General features: G+C 62.0%; 21 protein-coding genes. 13 read left to right on the top strand and 8 right to left on the bottom strand.

Annotation, left to right across the window (positions count from 1 at the left end; all coding sequences use genetic code 11):
- Positions 1 to 39: 39 nt before the first annotated feature.
- The 5 genes from H7847_RS14890 to H7847_RS14870 form a co-directional block, all read right to left on the bottom strand.
- A complete protein-coding gene (locus H7847_RS14890) occupies positions 40 to 1,533 on the bottom strand; it encodes a replicative DNA helicase (protein ID WP_227270271.1) in 1,494 nt (497 codons plus the stop codon).
- A gap of 242 nt (positions 1,534 to 1,775) precedes the next feature.
- Positions 1,776 to 2,453, bottom strand: a complete 678-nt coding sequence (locus H7847_RS14885) for an orotate phosphoribosyltransferase (RefSeq protein WP_227270270.1) — start codon at positions 2,451 to 2,453, stop codon at positions 1,776 to 1,778.
- Between the two features lie 39 nt (positions 2,454 to 2,492).
- Positions 2,493 to 3,527: a dihydroorotase gene (gene pyrC, locus H7847_RS14880; RefSeq protein WP_227270269.1), complete on the bottom strand. Its 1,035-nt coding sequence runs from the start codon at positions 3,525 to 3,527 to the stop codon at positions 2,493 to 2,495.
- A 38-nt stretch (positions 3,528 to 3,565) separates the two neighbouring features.
- Positions 3,566 to 4,492: a phosphoadenosine phosphosulfate reductase gene (locus tag H7847_RS14875; protein ID WP_227270268.1), complete on the bottom strand. Its 927-nt coding sequence runs from the start codon at positions 4,490 to 4,492 to the stop codon at positions 3,566 to 3,568.
- 82 nt (positions 4,493 to 4,574) lie between these two features.
- Positions 4,575 to 5,669, bottom strand: a complete 1,095-nt coding sequence (locus H7847_RS14870; RefSeq protein WP_227270267.1) for a glycosyltransferase family 2 protein — start codon at positions 5,667 to 5,669, stop codon at positions 4,575 to 4,577.
- A gap of 150 nt (positions 5,670 to 5,819) precedes the next feature.
- Between H7847_RS14870 and H7847_RS14865 the strand changes: the two genes are divergently transcribed.
- Genes H7847_RS14865 through H7847_RS14855 form a run of 3 tightly spaced genes read left to right on the top strand, consistent with a single transcriptional unit; the run spans position 5,820 to position 8,537 of the window.
- Positions 5,820 to 6,728 (top strand): AAA family ATPase, encoded by a 909-nt coding sequence (locus H7847_RS14865; protein WP_227270266.1) that lies wholly within the window; start codon positions 5,820 to 5,822, stop codon positions 6,726 to 6,728.
- Between the two features lie 2 nt (positions 6,729 to 6,730).
- Positions 6,731 to 7,285, top strand: a complete 555-nt coding sequence (locus tag H7847_RS14860) for a hypothetical protein (protein WP_227270265.1) — start codon at positions 6,731 to 6,733, stop codon at positions 7,283 to 7,285.
- Entirely contained in the window at positions 7,278 to 8,537 is a 1,260-nt protein-coding gene (locus H7847_RS14855; RefSeq protein WP_227270264.1) for a vWA domain-containing protein, read from the top strand. The genes H7847_RS14860 and H7847_RS14855 overlap by 8 nt, the downstream gene beginning before the upstream one ends.
- Before the next feature lie 3 nt (positions 8,538 to 8,540).
- Here H7847_RS14855 and purL read toward each other — a convergent pair whose 3' ends face one another.
- On the bottom strand, positions 8,541 to 10,700 hold the full coding sequence (gene purL, locus H7847_RS14850; protein WP_227270263.1) for a phosphoribosylformylglycinamidine synthase subunit PurL: 2,160 nt from the start codon (positions 10,698 to 10,700) through the stop codon (positions 8,541 to 8,543).
- Positions 10,701 to 11,382: 682 nt separating this feature from the next.
- Positions 11,383 to 12,033 (bottom strand): LysE family translocator, encoded by a 651-nt coding sequence (locus H7847_RS14845; RefSeq protein WP_227270361.1) that lies wholly within the window; start codon positions 12,031 to 12,033, stop codon positions 11,383 to 11,385.
- A gap of 201 nt (positions 12,034 to 12,234) precedes the next feature.
- Here H7847_RS14845 and H7847_RS14840 point away from each other — a divergent pair, with 201 nt between their 5' ends.
- On the top strand, positions 12,235 to 12,792 hold the full coding sequence (locus H7847_RS14840; protein WP_227270262.1) for a GNAT family N-acetyltransferase: 558 nt from the start codon (positions 12,235 to 12,237) through the stop codon (positions 12,790 to 12,792).
- A 523-nt stretch (positions 12,793 to 13,315) separates the two neighbouring features.
- Here the strand turns inward: H7847_RS14840 and H7847_RS26765 are convergent.
- On the bottom strand, positions 13,316 to 13,450 hold the full coding sequence (locus tag H7847_RS26765) for a hypothetical protein (protein ID WP_264479582.1): 135 nt from the start codon (positions 13,448 to 13,450) through the stop codon (positions 13,316 to 13,318).
- A 201-nt stretch (positions 13,451 to 13,651) separates the two neighbouring features.
- Between H7847_RS26765 and H7847_RS14835 the strand changes: the two genes are divergently transcribed.
- The 9 genes from H7847_RS14835 to H7847_RS14795 all read left to right on the top strand — a co-directional run bounded on the left by H7847_RS14835 (position 13,652) and on the right by H7847_RS14795 (position 26,714).
- On the top strand, positions 13,652 to 13,864 hold the full coding sequence (locus tag H7847_RS14835) for a hypothetical protein (RefSeq protein WP_227270261.1): 213 nt from the start codon (positions 13,652 to 13,654) through the stop codon (positions 13,862 to 13,864).
- Positions 13,865 to 13,902: 38 nt separating this feature from the next.
- Positions 13,903 to 15,984, top strand: coding sequence for a hypothetical protein (locus H7847_RS14830; protein ID WP_227270260.1), 2,082 nt, complete (start codon positions 13,903 to 13,905; stop codon positions 15,982 to 15,984).
- 102 nt (positions 15,985 to 16,086) lie between these two features.
- On the top strand, positions 16,087 to 16,407 hold the full coding sequence (locus tag H7847_RS14825; protein ID WP_227270259.1) for a hypothetical protein: 321 nt from the start codon (positions 16,087 to 16,089) through the stop codon (positions 16,405 to 16,407).
- A 106-nt stretch (positions 16,408 to 16,513) separates the two neighbouring features.
- Positions 16,514 to 17,431, top strand: a complete 918-nt coding sequence (locus tag H7847_RS14820; protein ID WP_227270258.1) for an FHA domain-containing protein — start codon at positions 16,514 to 16,516, stop codon at positions 17,429 to 17,431.
- Positions 17,428 to 17,799, top strand: coding sequence for a hypothetical protein (locus tag H7847_RS14815; RefSeq protein ID WP_227270257.1), 372 nt, complete (start codon positions 17,428 to 17,430; stop codon positions 17,797 to 17,799). Before H7847_RS14820 ends, H7847_RS14815 begins: the two co-directional genes overlap by 4 nt.
- 2 nt (positions 17,800 to 17,801) lie before the next feature.
- A complete protein-coding gene (locus H7847_RS14810) occupies positions 17,802 to 18,161 on the top strand; it encodes a tetratricopeptide repeat protein (RefSeq protein ID WP_319799771.1) in 360 nt (119 codons plus the stop codon).
- Positions 18,158 to 20,272, top strand: coding sequence for a type III secretion system export apparatus subunit SctV (gene sctV / locus H7847_RS14805; protein WP_227270256.1), 2,115 nt, complete (start codon positions 18,158 to 18,160; stop codon positions 20,270 to 20,272). Before H7847_RS14810 ends, sctV begins: the two co-directional genes overlap by 4 nt.
- On the top strand, positions 20,269 to 20,616 hold the full coding sequence (locus tag H7847_RS14800; RefSeq protein WP_227270255.1) for a pilus assembly protein N-terminal domain-containing protein: 348 nt from the start codon (positions 20,269 to 20,271) through the stop codon (positions 20,614 to 20,616). Before sctV ends, H7847_RS14800 begins: the two co-directional genes overlap by 4 nt.
- 56 nt (positions 20,617 to 20,672) lie before the next feature.
- Entirely contained in the window at positions 20,673 to 26,714 is a 6,042-nt protein-coding gene (locus H7847_RS14795) for a hypothetical protein (protein WP_227270254.1), read from the top strand.
- The last annotated feature ends 86 nt before the right edge of the window (positions 26,715 to 26,800 follow it).

Raw genomic sequence — 26,800 nt, 5'->3', positions numbered from 1 at the left:
GCGACAGAAGCGGGCCGCCCTGTCCAATCAATTATGCGATCAGAAGGTCTGATCGCTGCCCTGTTGCCACGGCTGGACCAGATTTCCAAAGCGGGTGAAGCGCCCCTCAAAGCTCAGATCGACGGTCCCGATCGGCCCGTGGCGCTGCTTGCCGATGACCACTTCGGCGCGCCCGTGCAGACGCTCCATCTCTTCTTGCCATTTCGCCATGGCCTCAAGATCGTGATCGCCGGGTTTTTCCCGCTCTTTGTAGTACTCTTCGCGGAAGACGAACATCACCACATCCGCGTCCTGCTCGATGGAGCCTGATTCGCGCAAGTCGCTGAGTTGCGGGCGCTTGTCTTCGCGGTTTTCCACCTGACGCGACAACTGCGAGAGGGCAACCACCGGGATGTCGAGTTCCTTTGCGATGGCCTTGAGCCCCATGGTGATCTCGGAGATTTCATTGACCCGGTTTTCGGACTTCCCGGTGCCGCGCACCAGTTGCAGGTAGTCCACCATCAGCACATCAAGACCATGGGTGCGTTTGAGCCTGCGCGCGCGGGCGGCCAATTGCGCGATGGGCAGGGCGGGCGTGTCGTCGATATAGAGTGGACAGGCTTCGAGCGCTTTCGCGGCATCCACAAAGCGGCGGAACTCGGCCTCTGTCATGTCGCCGCGACGGATCTGTTCGGAGGGCACTTCGGATGCCTCTGACAGAATCCGCGCGGCGAGCTGCTCGGCGCTCATTTCAAGAGAGTAAAACCCGACCACACCGCCATCGACGGCCCCTTCGGTGCCGTCCGGCATCAGGCCCCGTTTGTAGGCTTTCGCGATGTTGAACGCGATGTTGGTCGCCAGCGAGGTCTTCCCCATGGAGGGCCGCCCGGCCAGGATCAGCAGGTCGGACCGGTGCAACCCGCCCAGTTTCTTGTCCAAGTCGATCAGGCCGGTGGAGACCCCTGCCAGGCCGCCATCGCGCTGATAGGCTGCGTTTGCAACATTAACAGCATCCGTTACTGCCTTGAGGAAACTCTGAAAACCGCTTTCCACCTGCCCCTGTTCGGCCAGCGAATAAAGCGCCTGTTCGGCCTCCACAATCTGTTCGCGCGGCTCGGAGGCCACATCAACCCGCGCGGCCTTGTCAGAGATTGTTCGCCCCAGTTGGATGAGGTCGCGGCGCACGGCGAGATCATAGATCATCTGCGCATAATCCCGTACCGCAAAGGCCGAGATCGCAGCCCCGGCAAGGCGGGCAAGATAGGCCGGACCACCGAGTTCCTTGAGCCCCTCATCGTCCTCCATGAAGGCTTTGAGCGTCACCGGCGAGGCCAGATTGTTCTTGGCAATCCGGGCGGCGGCGATTTCAAATATGCGCGCGTGGACGGGGTCATAAAAATGTTTCGGACCGATGATAGAAGCGACCCGGTCATAAATGTCATTGTTGGTAAGGATCGCGCCCAGCAATTGCTGCTCTGCCTCAATGGAATGGGGCATCGTCTCGGGGGATTGCACATCCACCCCGGTTGGATTGAAGGCCGTGACTTCGTTCATGACTGTCCCTGCTTTGTCTTAACTGCTCGATCCGGACGCTTCTGAGGCGTCATCGCTGGAGGGTTTCTACCCGATTGTTCTGTGAATCTCTATCGGGACAGAACTGTGGATAACCTCTGCGATAACCCTGTGAATAGCATAATGCTCTCGCTGATATGGTAGCAGGTCGGGCAACCGCCGCAACATGTGGTTTTCGTTTGCCGATTCTTGTTGGCAAAGCTGCCGGTCATGTGGAGAAGAATTTATTTCTTGTTTTCTTCTTGCCACTTACGTGGATCGCGCAGGAATTTTTCAACCTCGGTCAGGGTCGCCGTGTCGAAAGCGCCCTGCGCCTTGGCCTCGGCCAGCACATCCCACCAGGTGCACAAGGCATGCAGGGCGACGCCATGATCGCCGAGGGTCTTTTCGGTTTCCGGAAAGATGCCGTAGTAAAAAATAACCGCCGTATGCCCGCAGCTGGCCCCTGTGTCGCGGATCGCATCGACGAAAGATAGCTTTGATCCGCCGTCGGTGGTCAGGTCTTCGACCAGCAGGACGCGCTGGCCCTCGGTCATGTCGCCCTCGATGCGGGCGTTGCGCCCGTAGCCTTTGGGTTTCTTGCGCACGTAGGTCATGGGCAGCGCCATGCGTTCGGCCACCATGGCGGCAAAGGGAATGCCAGCGGTTTCGCCCCCTGCGATGTTGTCAAAAGCCTCAAAGCCCGCGTCGCGCATCACGGTGACAGTCAGAAAATCCATCAAGGTGGACCGGATACGCGGGTGGCTGATAAGCTTGCGGCAATCAATGTAGGTCGGGCTGGGCAGACCCGAGGCCAGCGTAAAGGGCTCAGTTGCGTTGAAATGGACGGCCTTGGTCTCTAACAGCATCCGCGCCGTGAGCCGTGCCATTTCCGGCGCGTCGGGATAAGAAGTGGGGATCATCTCGTCTTCCTCATAGAGTAGGTTTCAGGGCGATCGGGCTCAGACAACCCGCCATTTCAGATCAAATCCCGGATCAAAGACCGTCACCGGGCCCTCCGCGGTCTCGATCTGTGCGGGCAGGGTGGGGGCGGTCTTTTCCAGGGTGATGTCATCCCCGTTGACGGGCAGGCGGTAAAAGGCCGGGCCGTGCAGCGAGGTAAAGCCCTCAAGCTTGTCCAGCGCGCCGTCATCCTCGAAGACCTGTGCCAGGATCGACATGGTATTGAGAGCGGTAAAACAGCCCGCGCAGCCGCAGGGCAACAGCTTGTTGGCGTCCGTATGGGGCGCGGAATCGGTGCCAAGGAAAAAGCGCGGCTCGCCCGAGGTGGCGGCAGCCCGCAGGGCCAGCCGGTGCTCTTCACGTTTGGCCACCGGCAGGCAGTAGTAATGCGGTTTGATCCCACCGGCGAGAATGTGGTTGCGGTTGATGACCAGATGGTGCGTCGTGATCGTGGCGGCCAACGTGCCATCCTGGGCGCGCGCGTAGTCCACGGCATTGCGGGTCGTGATATGCTCCATCACCACGCGCAGGCCCGGCGTGGCCCGGCGGATCGGATCGAGCACACGGTCGATGAAAACAGCCTCGCGGTCAAAGATGTCGATCTCCGCCTCCGTCACCTCGCCGTGCACGCAGAGCGGCAGGCCGATCTCGGCCATACGCTCAAGCACGGCGCGGATGCTGTCGAAGTTCTGCACGCCACTGGCTGAATTGGTCGTGGCCCCGGCGGGGTAGAGCTTGACCGCGTGCACCAGACCACTTTCAGCGGCCGCTGCCACGTCATCGGGGTCGGTGTCCTCGGTCAGATAGAGCGTCATCAGCGGTGTGAAATCTGCGTCCTGCGGCAGCGCATCCAGGATGCGGGCGTGATAGGCTCTGGCCTGCGCAAAGGTGACCACGGGCGGCACCAGATTGGGCATGATGATGGCACGGGCAAAATGGGCGGCGGTGGCGGGCAGCACGGCCCGGAGCATGTCACCGTCGCGCAGATGCAGGTGCCAGTCGTCGGGGCGTCTTATCGTTAGCGTCTCAGTCATGCCGATGCGCTAGCACAGTGCCGGCTTCAGCGCCAGAGCTACGCCCGTTCTGCGGTCTTGCGCTGCAACCGGCGGGCAAATCGCGGGGCCGACATGCGCGCGGTGACGTTCTGGCAGAGCAGCTGGGCCAACCCCCGGCGGTCCTTTGCATCCAGACGGGACAGCAAGCGCCGCAGGTAGGGCAGGTGGTTGCGGCGCGCCCGCATCAGGCTGGCAAAGACCTGGCGGGTAAGTCGACCTTCTTGCGCCGCTTCAATCAGGCTGAACAGCAGGGCCATCTGCAGCAGATCGGTCTGAAGGGTCGCGCCCATATGGGGTACCCGCAGCTTGGTGACATTCGACCGGGTAAAGAGTGCCGCATGCATCGCATCTTCGAGTTGCGTGGGATCATAAAGGATATGAGCCTCCGCGGCGGCCTCCAGCATATCGGGGGCAAAGGCGTAGCGGTCCGTGAAATTCAGCCGTCGTTTTTCCACAAAGCGCTTATCCCATTCCGTCAGATCCGGTGCGAGCGTGGCCTGCGGTTGGATCGCGAGCACGCGGGCACCGGGAGCGGCCACCGAGAAAGCCGCCGCCGCGTATCCGCAGGGGCCCGCCCCATAGAAAAGCACGCGGTCAAAGCCATCGAAAAAGCCATCATCCACCAGGCGGTCGAAATAGCCGTAGACGGCAGCGTCCCGGAACCAGGTGTCGCCATCGCTTATGATCCCCAGATGGGACCACCTCCTGGCCTCGACAAGCGCCCATCCCAGCGGCAGCGCGGTGGGGGAGAGCGCCTGTATCCCCTGCAGTGTCTCAAAGGTGACGATCAGGGTTTTGCTCTGTTCGGTATAGGCCGCCAGATGCCGGTCGCCAAGGTGGGCCAGATAGCCGTCATAGTCCAAAAGCGCGCTGACCTCGGCGATCCAATCCGACTTTTTGAAATCCCGCAGCGAGGGTCCAACTCTGAATGTTGCGTCCGGCATCGCGCCTGTCCTTATCCTTGAGACACGGCAGGTACCGCGCCGATGCATCTGGTGGCGATCCAGGGTTCGTGATGACCGTCGGCTAACGCACAGCGGGATTAGAATCAGTTTCGCTCAATCCAAAGTTTAGCATACTTCGCGCGGCATGCACGGGGACGAGGCGGGAAGGCGCCGCCATGAGCAGCCTTCCGTAGAGCGCCCGGAAAAGATCCTGACGCATCAGTTGGTTAAAACGAGACCGCCGCCAGGCCACCGCGCTTTGGTGCAGGTCATTCAACACCCTATCCGACAAGAGCGCGGTCCGGGTTGCCTGCATTTCCGAAGACAATGCGTGGATTGAGGTGTCTGTCTCCATGTTGAAATTCCGCTCAACCCAATAATCCAGCCCGAGCCGATCCTGCGCATGCACGGCCCGCCCGCGATCCGCCTTCAGCACAAAGCTTTCCATCGCTCCCAAGGGATAGTGGTTGAGCTGGACAAGCCCGTGGTTGGGCTGCCCATAGTCAGAAAAGATGCGCCGCGTTTTGAAGGTCTCGTGCAGCGCGCGCCCCTGACCGTCAAACCATCTCGCCGCCTCCAGCCTGTCCGCCCGAGGCGCGCGGGGGCGGTGCACCCCAAGCGCACGGTAGGTGCCATCGTTTTTGTAGAGTGTTTTGAACATCGCCGCGCGCCAGGGCCAGTGAATGACCTCCGGCGCGCAGTGCGTAAAGACCTCCGTGACAGGGGCGTCCTGATACGCGATCTGGCCCGCATTGCCAAAAAGCCGCCAGGTCAGCGTGATGGCGGTGGCCTCGGGCAGGGCGGCCAGCAGGGCCGGCAGCGTGTGATCCCCGGTCTTGATCGTGACGAACTCGTCGATGTCGAGGGGCAGGATCCAATCCGCTTCTTTCACCAGCGGGTGGCGCTGCGCGGCCTTGAGGGCTGTGAATTGTATCCCACGGTCATGATAGGGGCCGTCGTTGCGCAGATGCGTCAGCCAGCCCATGTCCTGCAGCCGGTCGAGCATTACGTCGGTGCCATCCTGGCAGTCATTGGAGAAGACCAGAAACCGGTTGAAGCCCACCGCGTGGTGATGGGCCAGCCATTCCAGCAGAAAGGCAGCCTCATTGCGCACGGTCAGGACAGCAAGGCAGTTGAGGGGGCTGTCGGCAGCCTGCCAGTCATCGGTTTGTGTCATGAAATGCCCGTGCCTGCCTGCGGCGCTAATGTGCCCGTCAGCATGGCAGTTTCCGGGTTTTTGGTCAATTGAGGTGCGGGTGACGGTGTCATCAACGGTTGACGCCCCGCGCTGAGGGTGCAGTCTGGCTGTCAAAGCGCAGGAGCCAGCATGACCAGACCCGAGACAATCGACGCCGTGCAAGAGATGTTGGCCGGGCAGGGGTATGTCTGCGGGCGCGCGCTCGGCACGGTGGTGTTTCTGGCGTTGCGCCTGGGCCGTCCGCTGTTTCTGGAGGGCGAGGCCGGGGTCGGCAAGACCGAGATTGCCAAGGCGCTGGCCAGTGGCCTGAACCGCCGTCTGATCCGGCTGCAATGCTACGAGGGGCTGGATGCGTCGAGTGCTGTCTATGAGTGGAACTTCCCCGCGCAGATGGTGGCGATCCGCACCGCAGAGGCCACGCAGAGCACGTCGCGCACGGCCTTGCAGGCAGAACTTTTCAGCGATGACTACCTGATCGAACGGCCCTTGCTGCAGGCGATGCGACCGGATGAGCAGGGTGCGCCGGTCCTGCTGATTGACGAGTTGGACCGCACCGATGAACCCTTTGAGGCCTTCCTGCTCGAAGCGCTGAGCGATTTTCAGGTCACCATTCCGGAGCTTGGCACCATCAAGGCACCCGAGCCGCCCATCGTGATCCTGACCTCGAACCGCACCCGCGAGGTGCATGATGCGCTTAAGCGGCGCTGTCTTTATCACTGGGTGGATTATCCTGACTTTGACCGCGAGATGGAGATTCTGACTGCCCGCGCGCCGGAAGCGGCGGCCAGCCTGAGCCGCGAGGTGGTGGCCTTCGTGCAGGCTCTGCGCACGGAGGATCTCTTCAAGAAGCCCGGTGTGGCCGAAACCATCGATTGGGCGAAATGCCTGCTGGCGCTGGATGTGGTCACCCTCAGCCCCGAGGTCATTGCCGATACGCTGGGTGCCATCCTGAAATACCAGGACGACATCCAGAAGCTGCAGGGCTCCGAGGCGAAGCGCATCCTCGATCAGGTCAAAGCATCGTTGGAGCCTGCGTAGACGTGGTCGCACCGCTTATTCATCTTTGCAGTTGGCCGGGGGCGGGGAAGTACACGATTGGCCGGGCTCTTGCAGGGCGGATTGGTGGGCGGCTCTTGCACAATCATCTGGCGCTCGATCCCGCCAATGCGGTTTATGACCGGTCTGATCCGAGGCACGCGCCATTTCGGATTGAGCTGCGCGCGCTGATCTATCGGGAGGCTCAGGATCTGCCTGCCAATGTCCCGATAATTGTTACCGATGCTTTGGAAGAGACGCCCGATGACCGCGCGCTTTTTGCGCCGACGGAGGCATTGGCTGCCGCCCGCAACGCCCCCCTGCGCGCCTTTACGCTAACAATTGCGAAGGACGAAAACCAGCGACGTCTGATGGATCCGGCCCGGGCTGCGCGCAGCAAGCTGATGCGGCCGGAGGTGCTGGAGCGCCTGCGCGCCGATTGCATCCTGTTGCGACCGGCAGGCGCGATATCTGTCGATGTGACGGACCTGTCGCCGGACGCGGCGGCGGTGGAGATTGCCCGACGTCTCGGTCTTGATGCACAGGAATGCGATGCCTGAATACGCCCCCCTCGAACTGCCCGAGAACCCAAAGCTGGCGGGCAATATCACCCATTTTGCCCGCGCCCTGCGCCGGGCGGGGCTGCCCATCGGGCCGGGGCGTGTCATCGATGCCATCCGGGCGGTCGAGGTCGCGGGTTTTACCGAAAGGCGCGACTTTTACTGGATTCTGCATGCCTGCTTTGTGAACAAACCCGAGCAGCGGGCGACCTTTGCCCAGGTCTTTCGGCTCTATTGGCGCGATCCGCGGTATCTGGAGCATATGATGTCGATGATGATCCCGGCAGTGCGCGGCGTGCAGGAAGAACGTAAGGCGCAATCGGCTGAGAAGCGCGCCGCCGAAGCGCTGCTGGATGGCGCCGAAGCCCCTGATATCGCTGAGAAAGAGGGGGACGAGGAGGCGCAGGTTGAGATCGATGCCAGCCTCACGATGTCATCGCAGGAACGTTTGAGAACCCTCGACTTTGAACAGATGAGCACCGCAGAGATGGCGCAGGCCAAGCGGATGATTGCCCGGCTCATGCTGCCGGTGAAACCGATCCCGTCGCGTCGCGGGCAGGCCAGCCTGATCGGCTCGCGGGTTGACGCTGCGCGCACGTTGCGGGCCGCCATGCGGCAGGGCGGAGAGATGCAGCGCATCATGCTCAAAACGCCCCGCCCGCGCTGGCCGAACCTCGTGGTGCTCTGCGATATCTCGGGCTCGATGAGCCAGTACAGCCGCATGGTGCTGCATTTTCTGCATGCGGTGGCAAATGAGAAAGGGGCGGGCTGGGCCCGGGTGCATGCGTTTACCTTTGGCACCCGGTTGACGAACATTACCCGGCATCTGCGCCAGCGGGATGTGGATGCAGCCCTTGCCGCGGCGGGGGCGGAGGCACAGGACTGGGAAGGCGGCACGCGCATCGGGGCCGGTCTGGAGGCGTTCAACCGCACCTGGTCGCGCCGGGTGATGGGGCAGGGCGCGGTCGTGCTGCTGATCACGGATGGGCTCGACCGTGACGACCCGGACCGGCTGGCGCATCAGATGCAGCGGCTGCATCTGTCCTCGCGGCGGCTGATCTGGCTGAACCCGCTCTTGCGCTGGGAAGGCTTTGCGCCCAAGGCGCGCGGGATCGGCGCGATGCTGCCCCATGTGGACAGCTTTCGCGCAGGCCATTCCATCGCCTCGCTCGAAGAGCTGGGGGCCGCGATCTCGCAGCGCGAGGACACAGGCGAAAAGGCGCGCCTGATGCAGATGCTCGGCGCGGCCTGACGGTCAGGCGACCGCGTTGGCAAAGCTTTCACGGAAGGTGGCTGACAGCTCCGCCAGGGGCGCGCTGGCATGGCCCAGCCACACGGTGTCGCCGGTAAATTTGCCCACCGTCTGCAGCGTCACGCCTGCTGTGTTGGCGGCAATCATCAAGGCCTCGGCCTGATCGAAATTGCACGCGATCAGATAACGCCCCTGATCCTCGCCAAAGAGCGTGGCCGTGTCGCCCGCCTCCAGACAGAGCCCGACGCCCGCTGCCTCTGCCATCTCGAAGGCGGCCAGCGCCAGCCCGCCATCGGACAGATCGGTGCAGGCCTTGATATGGGCGCGGTTGGCGCGGATGAAATCCCCATGCGCTTTTTCGAGCGCCAGATCGACCGGCGGGGCGTCCCCTTCGATGCGGTTGTAGACCTCGGCCAGAAGGGCGGATTGGCCCAGATGGCCTGTGGTCTCTCCCAGCACGAGCGCTACGTGGCCGTCGCGCACATCGCACCCGATGATACCCTCCAGACTGTCGATCAGACCGACCGCCCCAATGGTCGGCGTGGGCAGGATCGCGGCCCCGTCCGTTTCGTTGTAAAGTGAGACATTGCCCGACACGATCGGCATGTCCAAAGCGGCCACGGCCTCACCGATGCCTTTGATGGCCCCGACGAACTGGCCCATGATTTCGGGCTTTTCGGGGTTGCCGAAGTTGAGGTTATCCGTCGTCGCCAGAGGTTTGGCCCCGACCGCCGAAAGGTTGCGGTAGGCCTCGGCCACGGCCTGCTTGCCGCCTTCGACGGGGTTGGCCTTGACGTAGCGCGGGGTGACATCCGAGGTGAACGCGAGCGCCTTGTCGGTGCCATGCACCCGGATAATGCCCGCGCCGATGCCGGGAATGCGCACCGTATCGGCCATCACCATGGTGTCGTATTGGGTATATACCCATTCCTTGGCGGCATAATTCGGGCTGGTGATCAGCGCCCGCAGCCCGTCGATGGGATCGACAGCCGGAACCTCCGCCAGCGGCGGCGCGCAGGGCGTCTCAACCCAGGGCCGGTCGTATTCCGGTGCTGTCCCGGCAAGTGTCTTGAGCGGCAGGTCGGCTTTGACCTCACCATTATAGAGGACGAGAAAGCGGTCTTCGGCGACGGTCTCGCCCACGATAGCGAAATCAAGGTCCCATTTGTCAAAGACCGCCTTGGCCTCCGTCTCCAGTTCGGGGCGCAAGACCATGAGCATGCGTTCCTGAGATTCCGACAGCATCATTTCATAGGCGGTCATCGCTTCTTCGCGCACCGGTACGTTTTCCAGATCGAGCCGGACGCCGAGGTTGCCCTTGTCGCCCATCTCCACCGCCGAACAGGTCAGGCCAGCCGCCCCCATGTCCTGAATGGAAATCACCGCCCCGGTCTGCATCAGCTCCAGTGTGGCTTCCATCAGACGTTTTTCGGTGAAGGGGTCGCCGACCTGCACGGTGGGGCGCTTTTCTTCGATTGTGTCGTCGAATTCGGCCGAGGCCATGGTGGCCCCGCCGACGCCATCGCGGCCCGTCTTGGCCCCCAGATAGACCACCGGCATGCCGACACCGGAGGCGGCAGAATAGAAAATCTTGTCCGCATCCGCGAGGCCTGCGGCGAAGGCATTGACCAGGCAGTTGCCGTTATAGGCGGGATCAAAGCGCACCTCACCCCCCACGGTCGGCACGCCAAAGCAGTTGCCATAGCCGCCGATGCCCTCGACCACGCCGTTGACCAATTGCCGGGTCTTGGGGTGGGAGGGTTCCCCAAAGCTCAGGGAGTTCATGGCTGCCACGGGACGCGCGCCCATGGTAAACACATCCCGCAGGATGCCGCCCATGCCGGTGGCCGCTCCCTGATAGGGTTCGATGTAGGAGGGGTGGTTGTGGCTTTCCATCTTGAAGACCACCGCCTGCCCGTCGCCGATATCGACCACGCCCGCGTTTTCACCGGGGCCGCAGATGACCTGCGGGCCCGTCGTGGGCAGGGTGCGCAGCCACTTCTTGGAGGATTTGTACGAGCAATGCTCGTTCCACATGGCCGAAAAGATACCCAGTTCGGTAAAGCTCGGCTCCCGGCCCACGATCTGCAGAATACGCGCGTATTCATCCGGGCTCAGCCCGTGGCTGGCGATCAGGTCTGGTGTGATGGCAGGCTCTTGCATAGGCCTTTACGTCCCCCGGGCTGGCAATTGGTGCCGTCCTCTTACAGGGGGGAGCGCTTGGGGAAAAGGGGGCGCTTGGATGTTCAGCCCAAGAACACAGTCACGGTGTGGGGCGTTCACCGCAATCCGCAGCAGATTATAGGCGTTGGGCCCGTAACAGGGCGGTTGGCAGCCCGTTGCCAAAAGTCGTCACGGGGGGTGTTGTGAAGAGGCGCGAGCGGATGAGCCCTTTCATGTATGCCAAGGGCGGCCTGCCTTTGCCCTGACACATCCTGAGGGGAGGGCGACGGGCCCCGTAGGTTGCCCGCCTTTTGGCCAGTGCGCTGATCCTTTTTGCCAGATTTTTTGACCTTTCAAAAAGGGGTGACCCGAGCGGGGAATGCGGCTCCTCGTGCCTGGCGCATGGAACGGCTGGTTCGAGCTGATTTTGTTGAAAAACTCTGGTTATCGTGGAAATAGCTGAAAAACTTGCCCATAGAAAGCCGTTCTGGAAATTCGTCGAGGGGGTCGGCCTAAGACCAGAGTTGGCAATATCTGAGGCTCTCAGAGGCCTAACCGGACACTCAGTTCCAATTTGGCTGCTGCAACGGATTCTGGCAGAAAAATATCATTGTTAGACTTACGAGTTTTTCAACAGAATCGGCCCAGAATGACCGATGCTGCATCTTGCACAGGTATCGGCTCATCTGGGATCTTGCCGAAGCTCCGCAGGGTTTTCCAGAAGCATGAGCCGGACCCCCACAGCAACAATCAACAATCCAGCCGCACGCTCCAAAGAGGCGCGTGCGCGGCGCGACCGTCTCAGGAACATACCGATCGTGCCAGAGAACGCAGCCAAGCTCACTTCAACAGCGAGTGCCACCGTCCGCATCACCAGGCCGAGGATTATGAACTGCATCGACACCGATCCGGCCCCCGGATCAACAAACTGCGGAAGAAAAGCCAGCATGAAGACATGGCCCTTGGGGTTTGCGAGGCTGGCGATGAAACCTTCTCTGATTGCAGTGCCGGGGGATACGGCTGATCCTTCCCCTGTCGGGGTATAGACCGATCCGAAGAGCATTTTGAGGCCGCGCCAAATAAGGTAGGCACCGCCAGCGTAGCGGATCAGATCAAAGACCAGCGGGCTGTTGGCCACAAGGGTCGCCAAACCGAAAGCAAGCAGCGGCACTTGCACTGCGCCAGCAAGAAAAAAACCCAACGCGGTGTAAATCGCAGCACCGCGTCCCTGAGACAATCCGCGGCCAACAATCAAAAAAAGATCCGGGCCAGGCGTTATTGCCAACAGGACCACTGCAAGTGAAAACGCAGCAAGGGTCAAAGGGTCGATCATCATATGCGGATGCTAACCTGATTGCGGCATGGCGGGCAACGCCGGAACCGGACCTTCGCGTCAGCGCTTCGGAGGTCCGCCCTGATCCGCAATATGTCAGTTTCTGCGCCGCGCGGCGAAGTCCGGGCGCGTCCATATTGCCAATTGTCGCACGACAAACGAAAGTCTGCTCTTGTTGAATGCCGGCACGAAAGCATCTGGATGAAATTGCTCAAACCCCACGTTACTTATATCCCGGCTTATGTTGACGCTCTGCAGCGGGGGTGGTCACCAGACAATTTGAGATCCGAAGCCGCACAAGAACAACTTGCAAAAATCTCGGAAGATGCGGTGTCTTTCGTCTCGGATCTGGATGATCCTGCGGCCAGTGCAGGCCCGGTAACCTTGCCGGATGGGTCCCAGGTGCCTCGCTTGCCGAGTATCCGACGCTGGATCTGGGAAGATGGGTTTTGCGGTCATATTGGCCTGAGATGGAAGCCGGGGACCCAAGAGCTGCCAGCCACATGTTCTGGTCATATTGGTTATGCCGTAGTGCCGTGGCGGCAAGGCGAAGGACTGGCCACCGCTGCGTTGAGTGCGATTCTACCCGAGGCGAAAGCCATTGGCCTGAATTACGTCGAGATCACGACCAGCCCTGAGAATCCCGCTTCGGTACGGGTAATTGAAAAGGCAGGTGGTGTTCTGGTGAAAAGCTATATGGCCGAAGAGGCCCTGGGGGGACATGAAACACTTCAGTTTCAAATCCCGCTGGCGAAATGATAGCATATTTTCAGTTGCGTTGTCTGAAGAGCAGCAACTCTTGCACTTGCGAAGCTACCGTTGGTTGTTCGAACAACCGAATGCAAAAGCGGCCATTGAGACCCCCGCCACAAACAGCTGGTTTTCCAAGGTAGACCGATAGCTGAAACGGCGCTGGTGAATGCCGAAGTCAAGAACTTTCCAAAACGGGTTGGCGCCCATTGTGGAGGTCTGGGTTCGCCGTGACAGGGGGCTCCCTCGTGGCCTTTCGGATATCACGAAGAAAGCCCTGCGTCCGGCGCTGGATTGGTGACGTCAGGTGACGGCGATCTGCCGTTTGCGCGGCATGCACCACACCACATAGACCCTCTGATGTACAAATAGGAAGGTCCGAGCGCTGCCAACACGGTCAAAATGAACCCTGCGATGTTGCGCAACTTCGCCATCAAGCATCCCTAAGGCGAGCAGACCTCCGGTCGGGCCGAATTCACAGACCGGCGGACGGAGAAGTCAGAGTGCCATCACAGGTGGAGCTCTGAAGAGATCAGGCCCTTTCCGGGTTGTCACCGGCCTGCGACGAAGGCGCAGGTGGGGCTGGCGTCATCCTTTGGCGCAGGGGCATCCCGCCAAGATGCCACCCGGATGCGGTCACGGGCAGGGCGGTGGTTTGAATGCCCATGGCGGTCGCTCCTTTCCGGCCGGGCATGGGCGTGAAGCCTCAACGCCGCACTTTGCGCCAGCGTGACATCTGCGGGATCGCGACTGTCGGTGCATCCGCCGGAATGAAACGGCTGAAGCCCCAAGTCGTCAGGTTGCTGAAAGACTCGCATCCCAGGGTCTGTCCCAAGGTTGCAGATCGCGACGACAGAAAGGACGAGACATGACCGAAACATCAAGCGCAACGTCGCCCTCCCCAATGCTCGATGACCTCTATGGCGAGTTCGACGAGTGGTCCGAGATGCCCGATGAGATCCGCGCGGACGAAGAAGAGAAATTTCAGAAGACCCTGCTGTCCCAATCCATGGCCGACGTTCAGATCATCTTCATGGCCGGCTTGTCGAGCACCAGCGAATGGGAAGGCAAGGTCGTCTGATCCCGGACGCCCAGATATCGAAAACAAGGAGAGAGAACATGACGGAGATACTCCCGGTCGTAAACATCGAAGGCAATGAAGTGCAGCTCAACCAATCCGCTGCCGAAGACTTGATAGAGGTCGGAGTCCGGCTGCAAAACGCGGCCAATGCCGATCCTGACGGCGTGATCCACACCGGCGATGCCGGGTTTGAAGAGCTGACGGACGCGCAGTACTTCTTCACGACGTCGACGCAGAATTTCAACTCGCGGGGGATTTACGGAAACGCGAACATGTCCGACTTTCTGCACGGTGCCGAATATAACATCACCAAGATGCACTTCGACGCGATGCGGACGGGTGTTTCGGCTCCTCACGTCGGCAGCTTCGGCGCGGCGCTTCAGGACGCCGGAGAGCGGGTGATGAATGCCTATACCGGCACATCCGGCCCCGACGGCGAAACACCCGACAGCGGCGGCGCGGATGGCGATAGTGTCGACATCGACAATGCCGAATTCAGCGAGATTATCGCGGCTTTCGACGATCTCGACGAGATCACCGACCCCTCTCAAAAGTCCGTAGCGCTCGACGATATCCTCGATGCAATTCTCGGGCTCGTTGATGAGGACGGTGACGGGGGAACGTCAGATGATGGTGGATCCGACGTTCCCCCAATAGACAACGAGATCGCGCCGGGCGATGATGTGATCGGCGACGATCCGGTGGACTTCGATGGTGTCTGGACCGACGCAGGGGTCGCTATCGTGCTGGGCGAGTTCGACCAGGCCAAGCAAGCCTTGCTGGACGTCGCCATCGCCCAATATGGCGAGGATTTCAGCACCCAGATCGAAGGCATGTCGATGAACGACCTCCTGGCCTCAGGCGACCCGTTCCTTAAGGCCGCAGGTGGCATGGAGTCGGCCAAATTGGACTTCGTCATTCGGGGCGGTAACCTCGGCGATGGTGCCGTCGATCAGGGCCGTCAGGAGGTTGGCGACAGGGTTGATGAGATCATCCTCGACATCGCAAACGACATTCTGAATGCCGACGGCACCGAAGACATCACGGAGATCGGTCAAATCGTGAATGACAGTCCCGAGGAACTGAAGGCCTCGGGCGATCCGATCCTTGTGGCACTCGGTGAGTTGATGGACGTCTCTGACAACATCGACAACGGCGGTCTGGGTGAGCGTGTGTCATTTCCTCCGGATTTCGGAACGACACCTCTCCCGGAATTCAGACCGACGCCACAGCCGGACCCGCTTCCTGATGTCATCCGGCTTCCTGATAACATGCGGCCTGAGCCAATCTTCGAACAGGTCACCTATTCGGCAGAGCAACTGCAAGACATGATGAGTGTCGAGAACGGATCTTTCGGCCTCCACGAGGACGGCAGCCTCATCACGGTTGGTCTCGACAAGTCGGATGAGTTCAACGCGGAAAACGGCACGCTGAAGATCAACCTTGAAGAGGGTGCCCTGCGGGCCGGGATGGTCTTTCAGGATCTCTTCACCGGCGAAAGCGATGGTGATGAGACCGTTACGGTTCAGGCGCTTGACATCGACGGGAACGTGCTCGACGAGATCACCGTGACCGGCGCCGAAAGCGGTGAGCAGTTCGCCGAGTTTGACGGTGGCGGCGTGGAAATCGCCGCGCTGTCGATTGATGCGGCCGACGATGGCTTTTCGGATTACTCGATTTCCGGCGTCGCCGTGATGCAGGAAGCCGAGATCGTTCCGAATGATCCGACCTCGGCCATCGGGGCTATCGACCCGAACGGCAGTTACCAGATGGACATCAACGACCTCATCGTGCTGCTCCGGATGCTCGAGCAGATGAACGAGAACGTCACCACGGTCGGATTGTCGAACCAGGCCGAAACGGCCGCCATTGACGGGATGGTCAACATCGGTCGGGATGCAAGCAATCTTCTCGAGGCCGGGTTCAGCGGTGAGAGCGTCTCGGGCCAAGATATCATCTCCTTCGCGCTCAAAGCGGGCGAGCTGAACGATACGGCGCAGGCAATCCTTGCCAACACTGACGCCACCTCGGACAGCCTCGGATTTGCCGACGATATCGTAAACCTCGCCACCCAGGCGACCGGTATCGTGATCCAGGCCGCGCAGGGCGCGAACACCTGATACCTCGGGGTCGCCCATTGTGGGGCCCCTTTTCATCATCACCATCGTAAAAGGAGGAACCCAACGATGAGCGGAGACAGTGGAGTAACCGGAAGCAATAACATGACTTACGAAGTTCACGACCAACAGGTCTTTGCCAATGGCCAGGGCTCTTCGATAACCGAGAACCAGAGCACGAATGATCTTGGTAACGGAAATGCCACCGGAGAGGTCAGCTTCAACAACATGAACAAAGACTTCAGCTGGACCAACATCAGCGATGACCAAGAAACGTCCGAGACGACCAAGGGTTTCGAGCACTATATGGACAAGTTCAAAGAGATGACCGAACTGGCGTCATCGCGGAACCTTGAGATGATGATCGCGCAAACCGACTATGGCACCATGCTGTCGGCGGCCAAGATGCGGGTCAACCCGGTCTAAGCCCGGACGCAAACCAAGCAGCGTGGCCCCCGGCGGGGCCACGTTTCGGCTTTGGCCGGACACACCACCACCACACCACCAACACCAAATTCTCAAGAGGTTCAACATGGTTGCCGTGCACCATCTTCACGTGCGCTCGGGCTGTCACGCGGGGGCGTCGGTCGCGCTCGACAAACCGCGCTATGTGCTTGGCCGGGACGCGGGCTGCGACATTGTTCTGTGCGATCCCGCCGTTGCCGACCGGCATTTGGAGATCGCGCGCGACGGGCGCTGCCTTTATGTCAGCGCGTATGACGCAGGTGTCGGCGTTGATGACGGCGACCGGATCGAACCGGGCTATCGCGCCCGCCTGACCGACACATCGGAATTGGACCTTGGCGGCGTCGCCCTGACGCTCGACATACCCGCGCGCAGGTTCCGGACCCTGCTGCCTCAAGCGGGTGGTCTTGGTCTCGCGCTCGTTGCTGGGCTGGGCGCTCTGGCGCTCTGGCCCGAGGTCTCGGTCGAGCCCCAGGCGGCGGCCCTGCCGGCGGCGCCTGTCATGGTCGCACCGGAGGCGAACACCGCTACCGCCCTACAGACCGCCACCGCCCTGCAGGACGTCGCGGCGGCCTCGGACCTGAGCGGACAGCTGACCGCGCTTGGACTCGACACGCTCGATGTCCGGCTGGACGACAACCGCTTCGTGCTGACCGGACGCCTCGGCGTCGAGGCCCTGGCGTCCTTCGAAGAGTTTCATCACTGGTTCGACACACGCTTTCCCGGCTACGTGCTCGAAGCCGCGCGGGTCGATATCGACCGGTCGCCCACCGCGCCGCCGCGCACGCCGATGATTGAATCGGCTTGGCACATCGACCGGGCCTATCTCGTTGTCGAGGGCCTGCGGTACTATACCGGCGATACCCTGCCCGGCGGCTGGGTGATCAAATCCATCGAACCGCATCACACCAAGCTTGAGCACGGCGGCAAGACCTATGCCGTCGCGCTTGCCACGGCGCAGCAGACCGCTGCGACGAAGCGATGAAGGTCGTGCCACTCGAGGGCTTCGAACGCGCCTCCGGGCTCGCGTCGCCCGTTGACGGCGGGAACCGGCCGGACGGCCCGGCGTCTGTCGAAAAAGCCGGACGGCGGTTCGACAAGGCGCTCGATCAAGAGGCAGAGCACCGCAAGGACGCGGCGCGCACCGCCGCCCCGCCGCGCGTTGACAGTTTGCCCGGCACCGCGCGCCTCAGCTCGGGGGTCATCCTGCAAGAGCTCACCGATCTTCATGCAGCGCTGCAAAGCATCGAGACACCCTCGCGGGCGGAGCGGGTTGCGCGCTGGGCCATCGCGGCAGAGATCAAGCGGTTCGGGGCGCTTGACGAATACATGACCGGCTTTCTGAGGGGCTGAAAGTGACACCGACCCAACGCAATATCATCGTGATGCTGGCCACAACCTATGCCGAGCTCGGGCGCGCGCGCCATGCGTTGTTCCTGCTTCTGGCGCTCGGAGAAGACGACGCCGACGACGCAACTGTCCAGAGGCTTCGGGCGCGGTGTCTGGTCGATCTTGGCGATTATGGGCGCGCGCTTGCGTTGATCGAAGCGCTGGTTGACCGCGCAGCCACGCCCCGCGATCTGGCCAGGCTTCTGTCGCTGCGGGCGCGGGCGCTCTCGGGTCTCGGTCGTGGCGACGCGGCGCGTGACATCTGGGTTGCGTGTTTTGCAACATGCCGGGCGAACGGGCTCGATATCATGGAGTTCGCATCATGAAAAAGGCACTCGCATCGCTGCCGTTCAGCAAGGACATGGCCATCGGTGTGCTGTTGTTCGTTATCATTCTTCTGATGATCCTGCCCATGCCGACGCTTCTGGTCGATGCGCTCATCGGTCTGAATTTCGGCTTTGCCATCCTGCTTTTGATGACCGGCATATATCTCTCCACGCCGCTGTCGCTGTCGTCCTTGCCGGGTATCATTCTGATCGCGACAATCTTCCGTTTGGGCCTGTCCATCACCACGACCCGGTTGATCCTTGCCAAGGGCGATGCAGGCGCGACGGTCGAGACCTTTGGTTCGATTGTCGTGGCAGGCAATGTCGTGGTCGGCCTCGTGGTGTTCTTCATCATCACCGTCGTGCAGTTCATCGTCATCGCAAAGGGTGCCGAGCGGATTGCCGAGGTTAGCGCACGGTTCACGCTCGATGCGCTGCCGGGTAAGCAAATGGCCATCGACGCGGAGTTGCGCAACGGCGATATCGACAACGTCGAGGCCGGAAAACGCCGTAAGTTGCTTGAACGCGAAAGCCAGTTCTATGGCGCCATGGACGGTGCTATGAAATTCGTCAAGGGCGATGCCATCGCAGGTCTCATCATCATCTTCGTGAATCTCATCGGCGGTTTGGTCATCGGTATCGCGCAATTCTCGATGCCCTTCGACGAAGCCGTGCATAAATACTCGCTGCTGACGGTGGGCGATGCGCTCATCTCGCAGATACCGGCACTTCTGGTGTCGGTGACGGCCGCGGTGATCGTCACGCGGGTAAAGGGGGAAGAACAAAGGAACCTCGGTTCCGACATCATCTCGCAGATCGTCGCCGATCCGCGTGCTATCGGACTGGCCGGGGTTTCTCTCATCGGAATGGGGTTGTTGCCGGGTTTTCCGACGCTGATCCTGGTGGGTCTCGGGGCCGCATTCTTCGCGGTCGGTTTCGTAAGCCGCCGGGTGCGCCTTGGTGCGGATGCAGGTGCGCAGACCGGCCCCGCCGATGGTGATGAAGCTGGCGACAGCGACGAGGTTGCGCTCTTGCCCCGTGCCGAGGCGCGCGTGGTTCTCGAGCTTTCGGAGGCGCATCATGCGCGTTTCACGCCCGCTGATCTCGCCCGTCGGGCCGAGCGGCTGGGCCAGGATGCAGGCACAGCGGCCGGTCTGAACGCGCCTTCAGTGACGGTTGCCGTGGCGCCCGCACTTGCCGACGATCAACTCCGGCTGGTCATTGACGAGGAACCTGTCCTCTGGGCACGCGTGACAGATGGGGTCGTGACCCTTTCCGATGTCCGGGACGTGCTGGCGGCGCATGACATTCCGTATACGGACAAGGCCACCGGGCTCTGGACACGCAGTCTCGAGGTCGAGGTGGCGCATAAGGCGCGCCTCGATGAAATCGGTCTGCCCTATGCGGCGGTCGAAGATGTCGTCTTCACCGTGGCAACCGACGGTCTGATCGCGAATGCGGCCAACCTCGTCGGTTTGCAGGAAACCCGCGAATTGCTGACCGAAGCCGAGGGGGAGGCGCCGGTGCTGGTCGCCGAACTGATGCGCGCGCTGCCGATCCAGCGGATTGCCGACGTGTTCCGCAGGCTGCTCGAAGAGCGCGTCTCGCTTCGCCATCGCCGGAAGATCATGGAGGCGCTTGTCGAATGGTCGGCGACCGATGCCAGTCCGGTGGCATTGACGGAATACTGCCGGATTGCCCTGCAAAAGCAGATCTGCGCGCGCGTCGCCCACGGCGACCGGCAGATCTCCAGCATCGTGGTCGAGCGCGACAGCGAGGAAATTCTCCGCGCCAGCCTGCGCGACACCAACATCGGCAGCTATCTGGTTTTGTCCGAAGAGCAGTCGCAGGGCCTGTTGAAAGCCGTTCGCGATCAGATCAGGGTTCTGTCACCGAAGGGGATCCGCCCGGTGATCGTGACCTCGATGGACGTCCGGCGGCACCTCAAGACGTTCATGATCCGTAATTCGATCGAGATCGATGTGGTGTCCTTTCAGGAGTTGAGCGACGACTACACCATCATTCCGTGCAGCACGCTGTCGCTGAAGCCTGCGCGCGCCCGAACCACGCCGCGTCTGCGCAAGTTTGCAGAAGGAGCTGAAAGCGAATGAAACTTCATCATGTCCTGACCACGGTCGCCTTCCTGCTGGGGCTGGCACCCAACGTTGGCGGTGGCACCCCGATCACCGCGGTGCGTATCACCCAGTCCGAAGGCGTCGTCATCACGCTGCCGGCGGATATGGGATCTGTTCTGATCGCCGATGCCACGGTTGCCAATGTGCAGCCGATCTCGGACCGGTCGTTCTTTCTCTACGGCAAGCAGGTCGGTGCAACGGTACTGTTTGTGCTCGATGCCTCCGACAAGATCACCTGGCAGCGGCGCGTTGTTGTCACCCGCTCGCTCAGCCAGCTTCAGATGAGCCTACGCGGAAACTCAGGCGCCGCGATCCCGTAAGTCTGGCGCAAGTCGGCAGCTGCAGAATTGCCATGGCTATTTTTTGGAGGTGCCTCATGTCCGTAAATGCTATCGACCCATCCGTCGCTCAAGCCAGCATGGCGACCGACGACCCGGAAATGACCATGACAGTTGCGTCCCGATCCTCGTTCCGCGAGATCGACGAATCCCGCCTTTCAGAGCGCGAAAGGGACGGGTTCAAGGGGTACGCGCTCGTCGTATTTGTCGAGCAAACGGCCTCGGGCATCGACGAGGTTCGTGTGTCGGTGCCGGTTTTTCAGCGTGACGGGGAGCAAGGCTTTCACGTCCTGGCGAGCGACGGCACGGAGGTTGCGCTTGCGGCCACAACGCTGGAGGCCGCAAAGGCCGAGGCTGCCGCGCTGATCTCATCGAACGGCGGCAACACCGACTTCCGGCTGCAACCGCATCATTTCAGTGCGCGCCAGACCCATGAGAGCGTCGTCGTCGGCGCAGGCAACGCACTTATCCCGACCGCGCGAACAACCGAGGCCGACGGTGCCGCCTATTACGACGCCATCAAGATGGCCAGTGAGAACATGAAATCCGTCGGGGATTTTCAGCTTGGCGATCCGACTTTCGAGGATTCCAATACGTTGATCCCAGAAGATGCGACAGACAGCTTTCGTGAAGGATTCCAGGCCCGGCAGGGGCAGGATCGGGCCGGGTTCTGGACCCTGAGCGCGCCGAATGGCGCGATGTTCTACGCGGGGGCCCTGCAGGTGCCCCTGTTCTTGCGTGCGGGACGACAATCGGCCCAGAACTTCGGGCGGCAGCCGCCGTCAGGTACATCGGGTACATCGGGTACATCAAATGACACCTCGGGTGCACATACCACCATCGACCTGACCAAACGCACGCTGCCCGACGGCACGTCTGTCTATGTCCCGAGCCAGGTTTCGCCCGGGCTGGCACTGGCGCGCACACAGTCGCTTCGCCCCACGGTGCCGCCGCAGTCGCAGGACGCATCTGCGGGTCTGAGCCGAAACGGCCAGAGCGGCGCGTCGACCCTCCGACCGCCCACCATCACACAGCCAGGGCAATTCGCCTCGCCGATGACGACCTCGCAACTGGTCTCGCTTGCCACGCAAGGCTACACGGCGCCTCAGAGGATGCTTATTCAGCCCGCGCTGGAACAGCAGCTCCACGAGCTGTCGCCGGAGGCACAGCTTGCGTTCGTCCAGAACCTGGCGCGCAATCCCGAAGCACTGGCCGATTTCGCGGCAAACGTCTCGCGCGGTGCCGTCGCTGATCAGGCCGATGCCCACCCGAAACTGCGTGATTTGCAGATCACCGCATATTCAAAGTTTGACGAGTCTGCCGCGGTCGAGGCAAGTTTCGCCCAAAACGCAGCCGTTTCGCTCAACGATGGGGAGGCGATGCACAGCCTGCCGCTGCGGATAGCGACACCAACGGGTGACGCCATTGTGGTGGTCTCCGGCACGACCCCGGAGCTGGTCTCTCTCCTTCAGTCGGAAACGGCGAAGGCGGATAGAGGGGAGCAGACGGTCTATTATGACGAAACACTCGCGCGGCGCGGCGGCAGAACCCTGGGCGGGCTTGTCAGCACGCTGACATCGCGACCCGGCGAAACCCAAGGCGGTACCGGGATCGAAAGCCGCAGCGGCGCGGGCATCACATCTCAGCATACCCCGCCCGATGTGCAGGCAACGATGTCGTCGAACACGCCTCCGGGCGGCGGCTACCTCGGCTGGACATGGTCAGCCGCCTTGACGCCAGAGGCCCGGAGCACTCTGCAGGACATCCAGACACGGTTGGACATCCGCTCGGGCGGCGCGATGGACCGGATTGCGGCGCTCGTCGGCAGCGGCACCATTTCGGTGGCAGAGGCCGAGGCGGCGCTTACCGCCTTCGTCGAAACCGGCACGCTGTCCCTGAACGGCGCGTCGCTGGTGCCCACAGGCCCTACCGCCGCCAACATGCTCGATGTGGTGAACCCGCAATACCCTGCGGGCGTGACCGCCGAGCCGGTGCCGGCAACCGGGGGAAGCGTCCCGCTCGCGGAAGCTTTCAAGAGCGTCAGGCGGTCCAACGTGGGCGTCAGCACCGATGCGGGCTACACGATGATCGTGCCGCGCGCGGATATGAGCCTTGTCAAACTGGAGAACTTGACGCTCTTGCAGGCTGTTGAACTGGCCGATCAGGCGGCGTTGGCGTTCCCCGACGTGTCGGCGCGGGATATTCTCATCAGTGGCAATGGCATCGTGCCGCCCGCGCTCGAAGGGGCTCTGAACACGCGCCAGTCGGAGGTCGTCAATCTGAACCCCTCCGACGTGCAGATCGGGCCGCCCGATGCAACCCTGCCAACAGACGGTCTGCCCGCGTGGATGACAGGTGACAAGGCGCTGACACAGGCCCGGATCGACAACGTCATTCAGGCGCTCAATAATGAGCGTGGGTTCCGTGCAAGTCTTGTTGAACCGATCGAAGCGCAGCTCCAGGACATCGCAACCGGCGACTACAACACTGCGCTCTACCGCAAGAACCCGGCCTTCTTCAACGCGAAACAGGGCCGGGGTCTTGACAGGCGCGTCAACGGAGCCGGCACAGCGCTCTCCAATATCGAGCCCCAAGCCAATGGCAGTTATTCCAAGGAGAACCTCGATGCGGCCGGCGAAGCCCTTGCGGTGATCTACCGGGACGGGGGCGTTCTCAGTTCGCAGGCCCAGAACCGTTTCGGCCAGTATCGCGCGGGCGACGAAGGATCTTTTCCCGACAACACGACCGTGATCGGCTCATATGTGCTGGGTGAAAATCAAACGACAGTCCTTGACGGACCCTACAAGACGATCTTCGATTCCATCGACGGCAGCATCGAGGCCTACGGTGTGGTCGAAAGGGCGCGCGACGGCAGCTGGCAGCCCGTGACCTTTGCCACCGATGCCGAGCGGATCGAGGCGGCGGAGGCGGTGCTCGACGGCACCGACAGCACGCGCGGCATTCAGCTACAGAAGGGCGGCGAAAACACTTGGATCTATACCTGGGGGCCGATGACGCGGCGGGACGACATGCGCCTCGGCGTGTTCCGGGGCAATCCTGACATCAATGCGAAAGGCTGGACGCCCCCCTTTGAGGCCCGCGCCTTCATCGGCATTGCGCCCGCGGTGACCGATGCGGTCACGACCGAGAACCTTCAGGTTGTGCAGGATCTCATCAACCACGGTGGCATGAACTACGACAATGGTGCCGCCGAGAATGGCGTCATCGCGCTTCTGGCTGCCAACGTGCGCGCGCTGCCGATGATCACGGACCGGTCGCAGGCCTCGAATACCATCACGAATGCGGTCGTGCTGGCCGCATCGCGTGAGGTCGTGCTTGGGAACTCCGCTTATCCAGCGGCCGAAGGCGCAGACCCCAAACCGTTCGATCTGAATGTGCCGCCGATCACGATGCCACCTGAAGACGCGCTGCGACTCCAACTCGAACGGACGCCGGTCAAAGACGCGCGCACTGATCGCACTGGTCAGGCGTACAGCGACACCGAAAAGGAAGCGGCGCTGGTTCAGGTCATGCAGGACCTCTTTCATCAGGCGCCGGAGGTCTACCGCTATATATTCGGCGATCAGCCACCGCCAACAGGAGGCGCGTCCCCGACACCGACATCAACGCCCCCGACAGACGGCGGAGACGGTGGAACGACAGGCGGCGACGACGGTGCAACGGGTGTAACACCCCAGAGCGACCCAACGGGCGAGCTGTCGTCGCAACGCCTGACGGACATGGGGTTCTCGCCCGAAATCCTCGGGCAGAACACACTTGGCAATCCATCGGCCCTGCGGGCCTCGACCGACGCCGTTCTGTCCTTTGCCGCGAGCTACGCAGACATGACGTTCGCGGTCCGTGCGCTGCGCAGCGTCAACCGGCAGCCGGTCGCGACGGCGGCGGCGCTCGACGCGCTGCCGGAGAGCCTGCGCGCCAGGCTCGACGATGCGGGGACCCTGTCGAACGCCGAGGTTCTTGCCCGCACCGACGTCTGGCTGCGCGATGTTTTCGGCGTCGGTGCCATGGACGTGATGCCAATGTTTCGGCTGACGGACATGGACGCCTTTCTCGCCCGTGTGTCGCGGCTCCCAGTGCTCGCCCAGGCCAACCCGAGTATCCTGGGATGGACTGATCCACTTTCGAGCCCGGCCTCGCTCGACGAGGTCCTGCCGCAGGATGAGAGCCTGCGGCGGCTTGCGACGGCCGCGCTCGGTGACCTCGAAGATGTGGACGACGGGCCCGCGACGCTCGATATCTATCTGACGCTCGATCAGTTCCTGCTGGAAACACAAGGCGTCTCGGTCACCGCAACCGCCGCCGTTGACCGCCGCATGACCGTCGCCGAGCTGGTGCAGCGCGCCGCCGGCCTGCGCCCGGCAACACTTCCCCCCGAGCCGAGTACGGAGGATGCCGGGGACGTGCCCGCCGAGGTCGCCTACATCGGGCCGAATGGCGAACCGATTGCGCTGTCGCTCAGGACGCTCAACGCCTCCGAGATCACCGAGAGCCGCGTCGATGCAGAGCTTGGGGGTCTGGAGGCCAGCGCATTCGAGAAGGCAATCGTCGCGGCGACGCTGGAAAAGGGGGCTGTCACGGCGACGAACGCAACTCGGCTGTCCTACTATGGCGAACAACTTCCATCCTCCATTGCAGAAGCACAGGTGGCACTGGATCGACTTGTCGACGCAGGTGTGCTCGTTCCGAAGTCAACAAGGTCCGTAACCCGCTATGTGCCCGCCTCCCTCAATTCCGATTTCCTGCCCCTCGCGGCGCAGACCCGTAAGATACTCTCGGTGTTGGCCATCGCGCCGGAGAACGTGCCAATTTCGATGTACCGTATCTCCCAGGCGATTGGCTATCAACCGGGCAACAGCGCCCTCGTGCCCAGAGAGGCGGTCGAGCAGGGCCTTGTCACCGTGACAGAGAGCGGCGTCGTCTCCAATCTCTCTATCGAGGTTCCGGACGAACCTCTGTCGACGGAGGTCAGGGGCAAGCCCATTCCCTACGAGGACATCAACTTGATCCCCCTTTATACGACGCCGCGCGGGGCGTCGGCGCGAGAGGGCGAGATCATCCGCGCGCTGCACCTCAACGGCGAGATGTCGCGGCGTGAGATTGCGGCACGCGACGAGATTCAGCGCGCCCACCTGACGACCGATCTGGAGGGGTTGATCGAACGCGGCATCGTCATTGCGCTGGGCGACGGTGCGGGAACAGCGCGGGGCGAGGCGACCTACGCGCTGGCGGCGAATGTCGATGTGTTGATCGACACCGCCTTGCCGCGCGGGACGCGCCAGCTTCTTCGCTTCATTGCCGACAACGGCCCGATCAATTCGTCCGAAATCCAGCGCGCCTTCAGTGGACGCAGCGCGCAGCAAACCGTCCAGCGTCATATCAAACGACTGCGCGACAGCAATGCGATTGTCCGGGACGCCTCCGGCGGCTGGGTGCCAAGCAGCACGGAAACCACCGCCGCGCGCGAAGTGACCTTGGGCGATACCGATCGCCAGATCCTGACCGCCCTCGAAAGCGGTGGCAAGAGCCGGCCCGAACTGGCGCAAATGATCCTCGGCGGCAGCGACGATCACGATCAGATCCGCTATCATCTCGACAAGCTTCAGGACGCCGGCCTGATCGAAAAGGCCGCGCGAGGGCGGACATATTACCTCGCGAACTCGAGCGCCGAAGCCCAGCTGTCCGACAATCAGGCTGCAGCGCTCAGTATCGTGCGGGAAACCGGCTCGACGACAGTTCCCGAGTTGGCGCAGGAGACGGGGCTGACCAAGACCCAGATCCGGCTCATTACCGATATTCTCGAAGAACGGGGCCTGATCGACCGACACGGTGCGGGACGCGGCCTCTACTTTGTTCCACAGGGCGAGATGGCGTTAAACCCCAGCCAGCTTGCGATTTACAGCACCTTGCAGGACGCCCCCAAGACAATGATGGGCATCCGCGAGGCGACGGGGCTGTCGCGCGCGGGCGCTGCAAAGATCGTCGCATCGATGCTCGAAGCCGGCACCATCGAGCGCGTCAGAAGCGGTGGCGACACAACCTACCGCATCGCCGAAGACTGAGCGCGGCGCGCGCCGGACGCGGTACGCGCGGTCTCTCCAAACCGTTTGTCCGCGTCCGACTAGCCGTCTCCGACCACGCCGATGAA

The organism is Roseobacter weihaiensis (assembly GCF_020622345.1).
In the GTDB taxonomy this organism is placed as follows: domain Bacteria; phylum Pseudomonadota; class Alphaproteobacteria; order Rhodobacterales; family Rhodobacteraceae; genus Roseobacter; species Roseobacter weihaiensis.
The sequence above is the reverse complement of the archived record's forward strand: the minus strand, read 5'-3'. Positions and strand labels throughout refer to the sequence as shown.

Bases quoted from the DNA above. Each gene is read 5' to 3' on its own strand.
- H7847_RS14800 (WP_227270255.1), top strand. From the start codon at position 20,269: ATGAAACTTCATCATGTCCTGACCACGGTCGCCTTCCTGCTGGGGCTG.
- H7847_RS14870 (WP_227270267.1), bottom strand. From the start codon at position 5,669: ATGACACAAACCGATGACTGGCAGGCTGCCGACAGCCCCCTCAACTGC.
- H7847_RS14865 (WP_227270266.1), top strand. From the start codon at position 5,820: ATGACCAGACCCGAGACAATCGACGCCGTGCAAGAGATGTTGGCCGGG.
- pyrC (WP_227270269.1), bottom strand. From the start codon at position 3,527: ATGACTGAGACGCTAACGATAAGACGCCCCGACGACTGGCACCTGCAT.
- H7847_RS14890 (WP_227270271.1), bottom strand. From the start codon at position 1,533: ATGAACGAAGTCACGGCCTTCAATCCAACCGGGGTGGATGTGCAATCC.
- sctV (WP_227270256.1), top strand. From the start codon at position 18,158: ATGAAAAAGGCACTCGCATCGCTGCCGTTCAGCAAGGACATGGCCATC.
- H7847_RS14795 (WP_227270254.1), top strand. From the start codon at position 20,673: ATGTCCGTAAATGCTATCGACCCATCCGTCGCTCAAGCCAGCATGGCG.
- H7847_RS14825 (WP_227270259.1), top strand. From the start codon at position 16,087: ATGACTTACGAAGTTCACGACCAACAGGTCTTTGCCAATGGCCAGGGC.
- H7847_RS14820 (WP_227270258.1), top strand. From the start codon at position 16,514: ATGGTTGCCGTGCACCATCTTCACGTGCGCTCGGGCTGTCACGCGGGG.
- purL (WP_227270263.1), bottom strand. From the start codon at position 10,700: ATGCAAGAGCCTGCCATCACACCAGACCTGATCGCCAGCCACGGGCTG.
- H7847_RS26765 (WP_264479582.1), bottom strand. From the start codon at position 13,450: ATGGGCATTCAAACCACCGCCCTGCCCGTGACCGCATCCGGGTGGCAT.
- H7847_RS14840 (WP_227270262.1), top strand. From the start codon at position 12,235: ATGAAATTGCTCAAACCCCACGTTACTTATATCCCGGCTTATGTTGAC.
- H7847_RS14875 (WP_227270268.1), bottom strand. From the start codon at position 4,492: ATGCCGGACGCAACATTCAGAGTTGGACCCTCGCTGCGGGATTTCAAA.
- H7847_RS14830 (WP_227270260.1), top strand. From the start codon at position 13,903: ATGACGGAGATACTCCCGGTCGTAAACATCGAAGGCAATGAAGTGCAG.
- H7847_RS14885 (WP_227270270.1), bottom strand. From the start codon at position 2,453: ATGATCCCCACTTCTTATCCCGACGCGCCGGAAATGGCACGGCTCACG.
- H7847_RS14855 (WP_227270264.1), top strand. From the start codon at position 7,278: ATGCCTGAATACGCCCCCCTCGAACTGCCCGAGAACCCAAAGCTGGCG.
- H7847_RS14835 (WP_227270261.1), top strand. From the start codon at position 13,652: ATGACCGAAACATCAAGCGCAACGTCGCCCTCCCCAATGCTCGATGAC.
- H7847_RS14845 (WP_227270361.1), bottom strand. From the start codon at position 12,033: ATGATCGACCCTTTGACCCTTGCTGCGTTTTCACTTGCAGTGGTCCTG.
- H7847_RS14815 (WP_227270257.1), top strand. From the start codon at position 17,428: ATGAAGGTCGTGCCACTCGAGGGCTTCGAACGCGCCTCCGGGCTCGCG.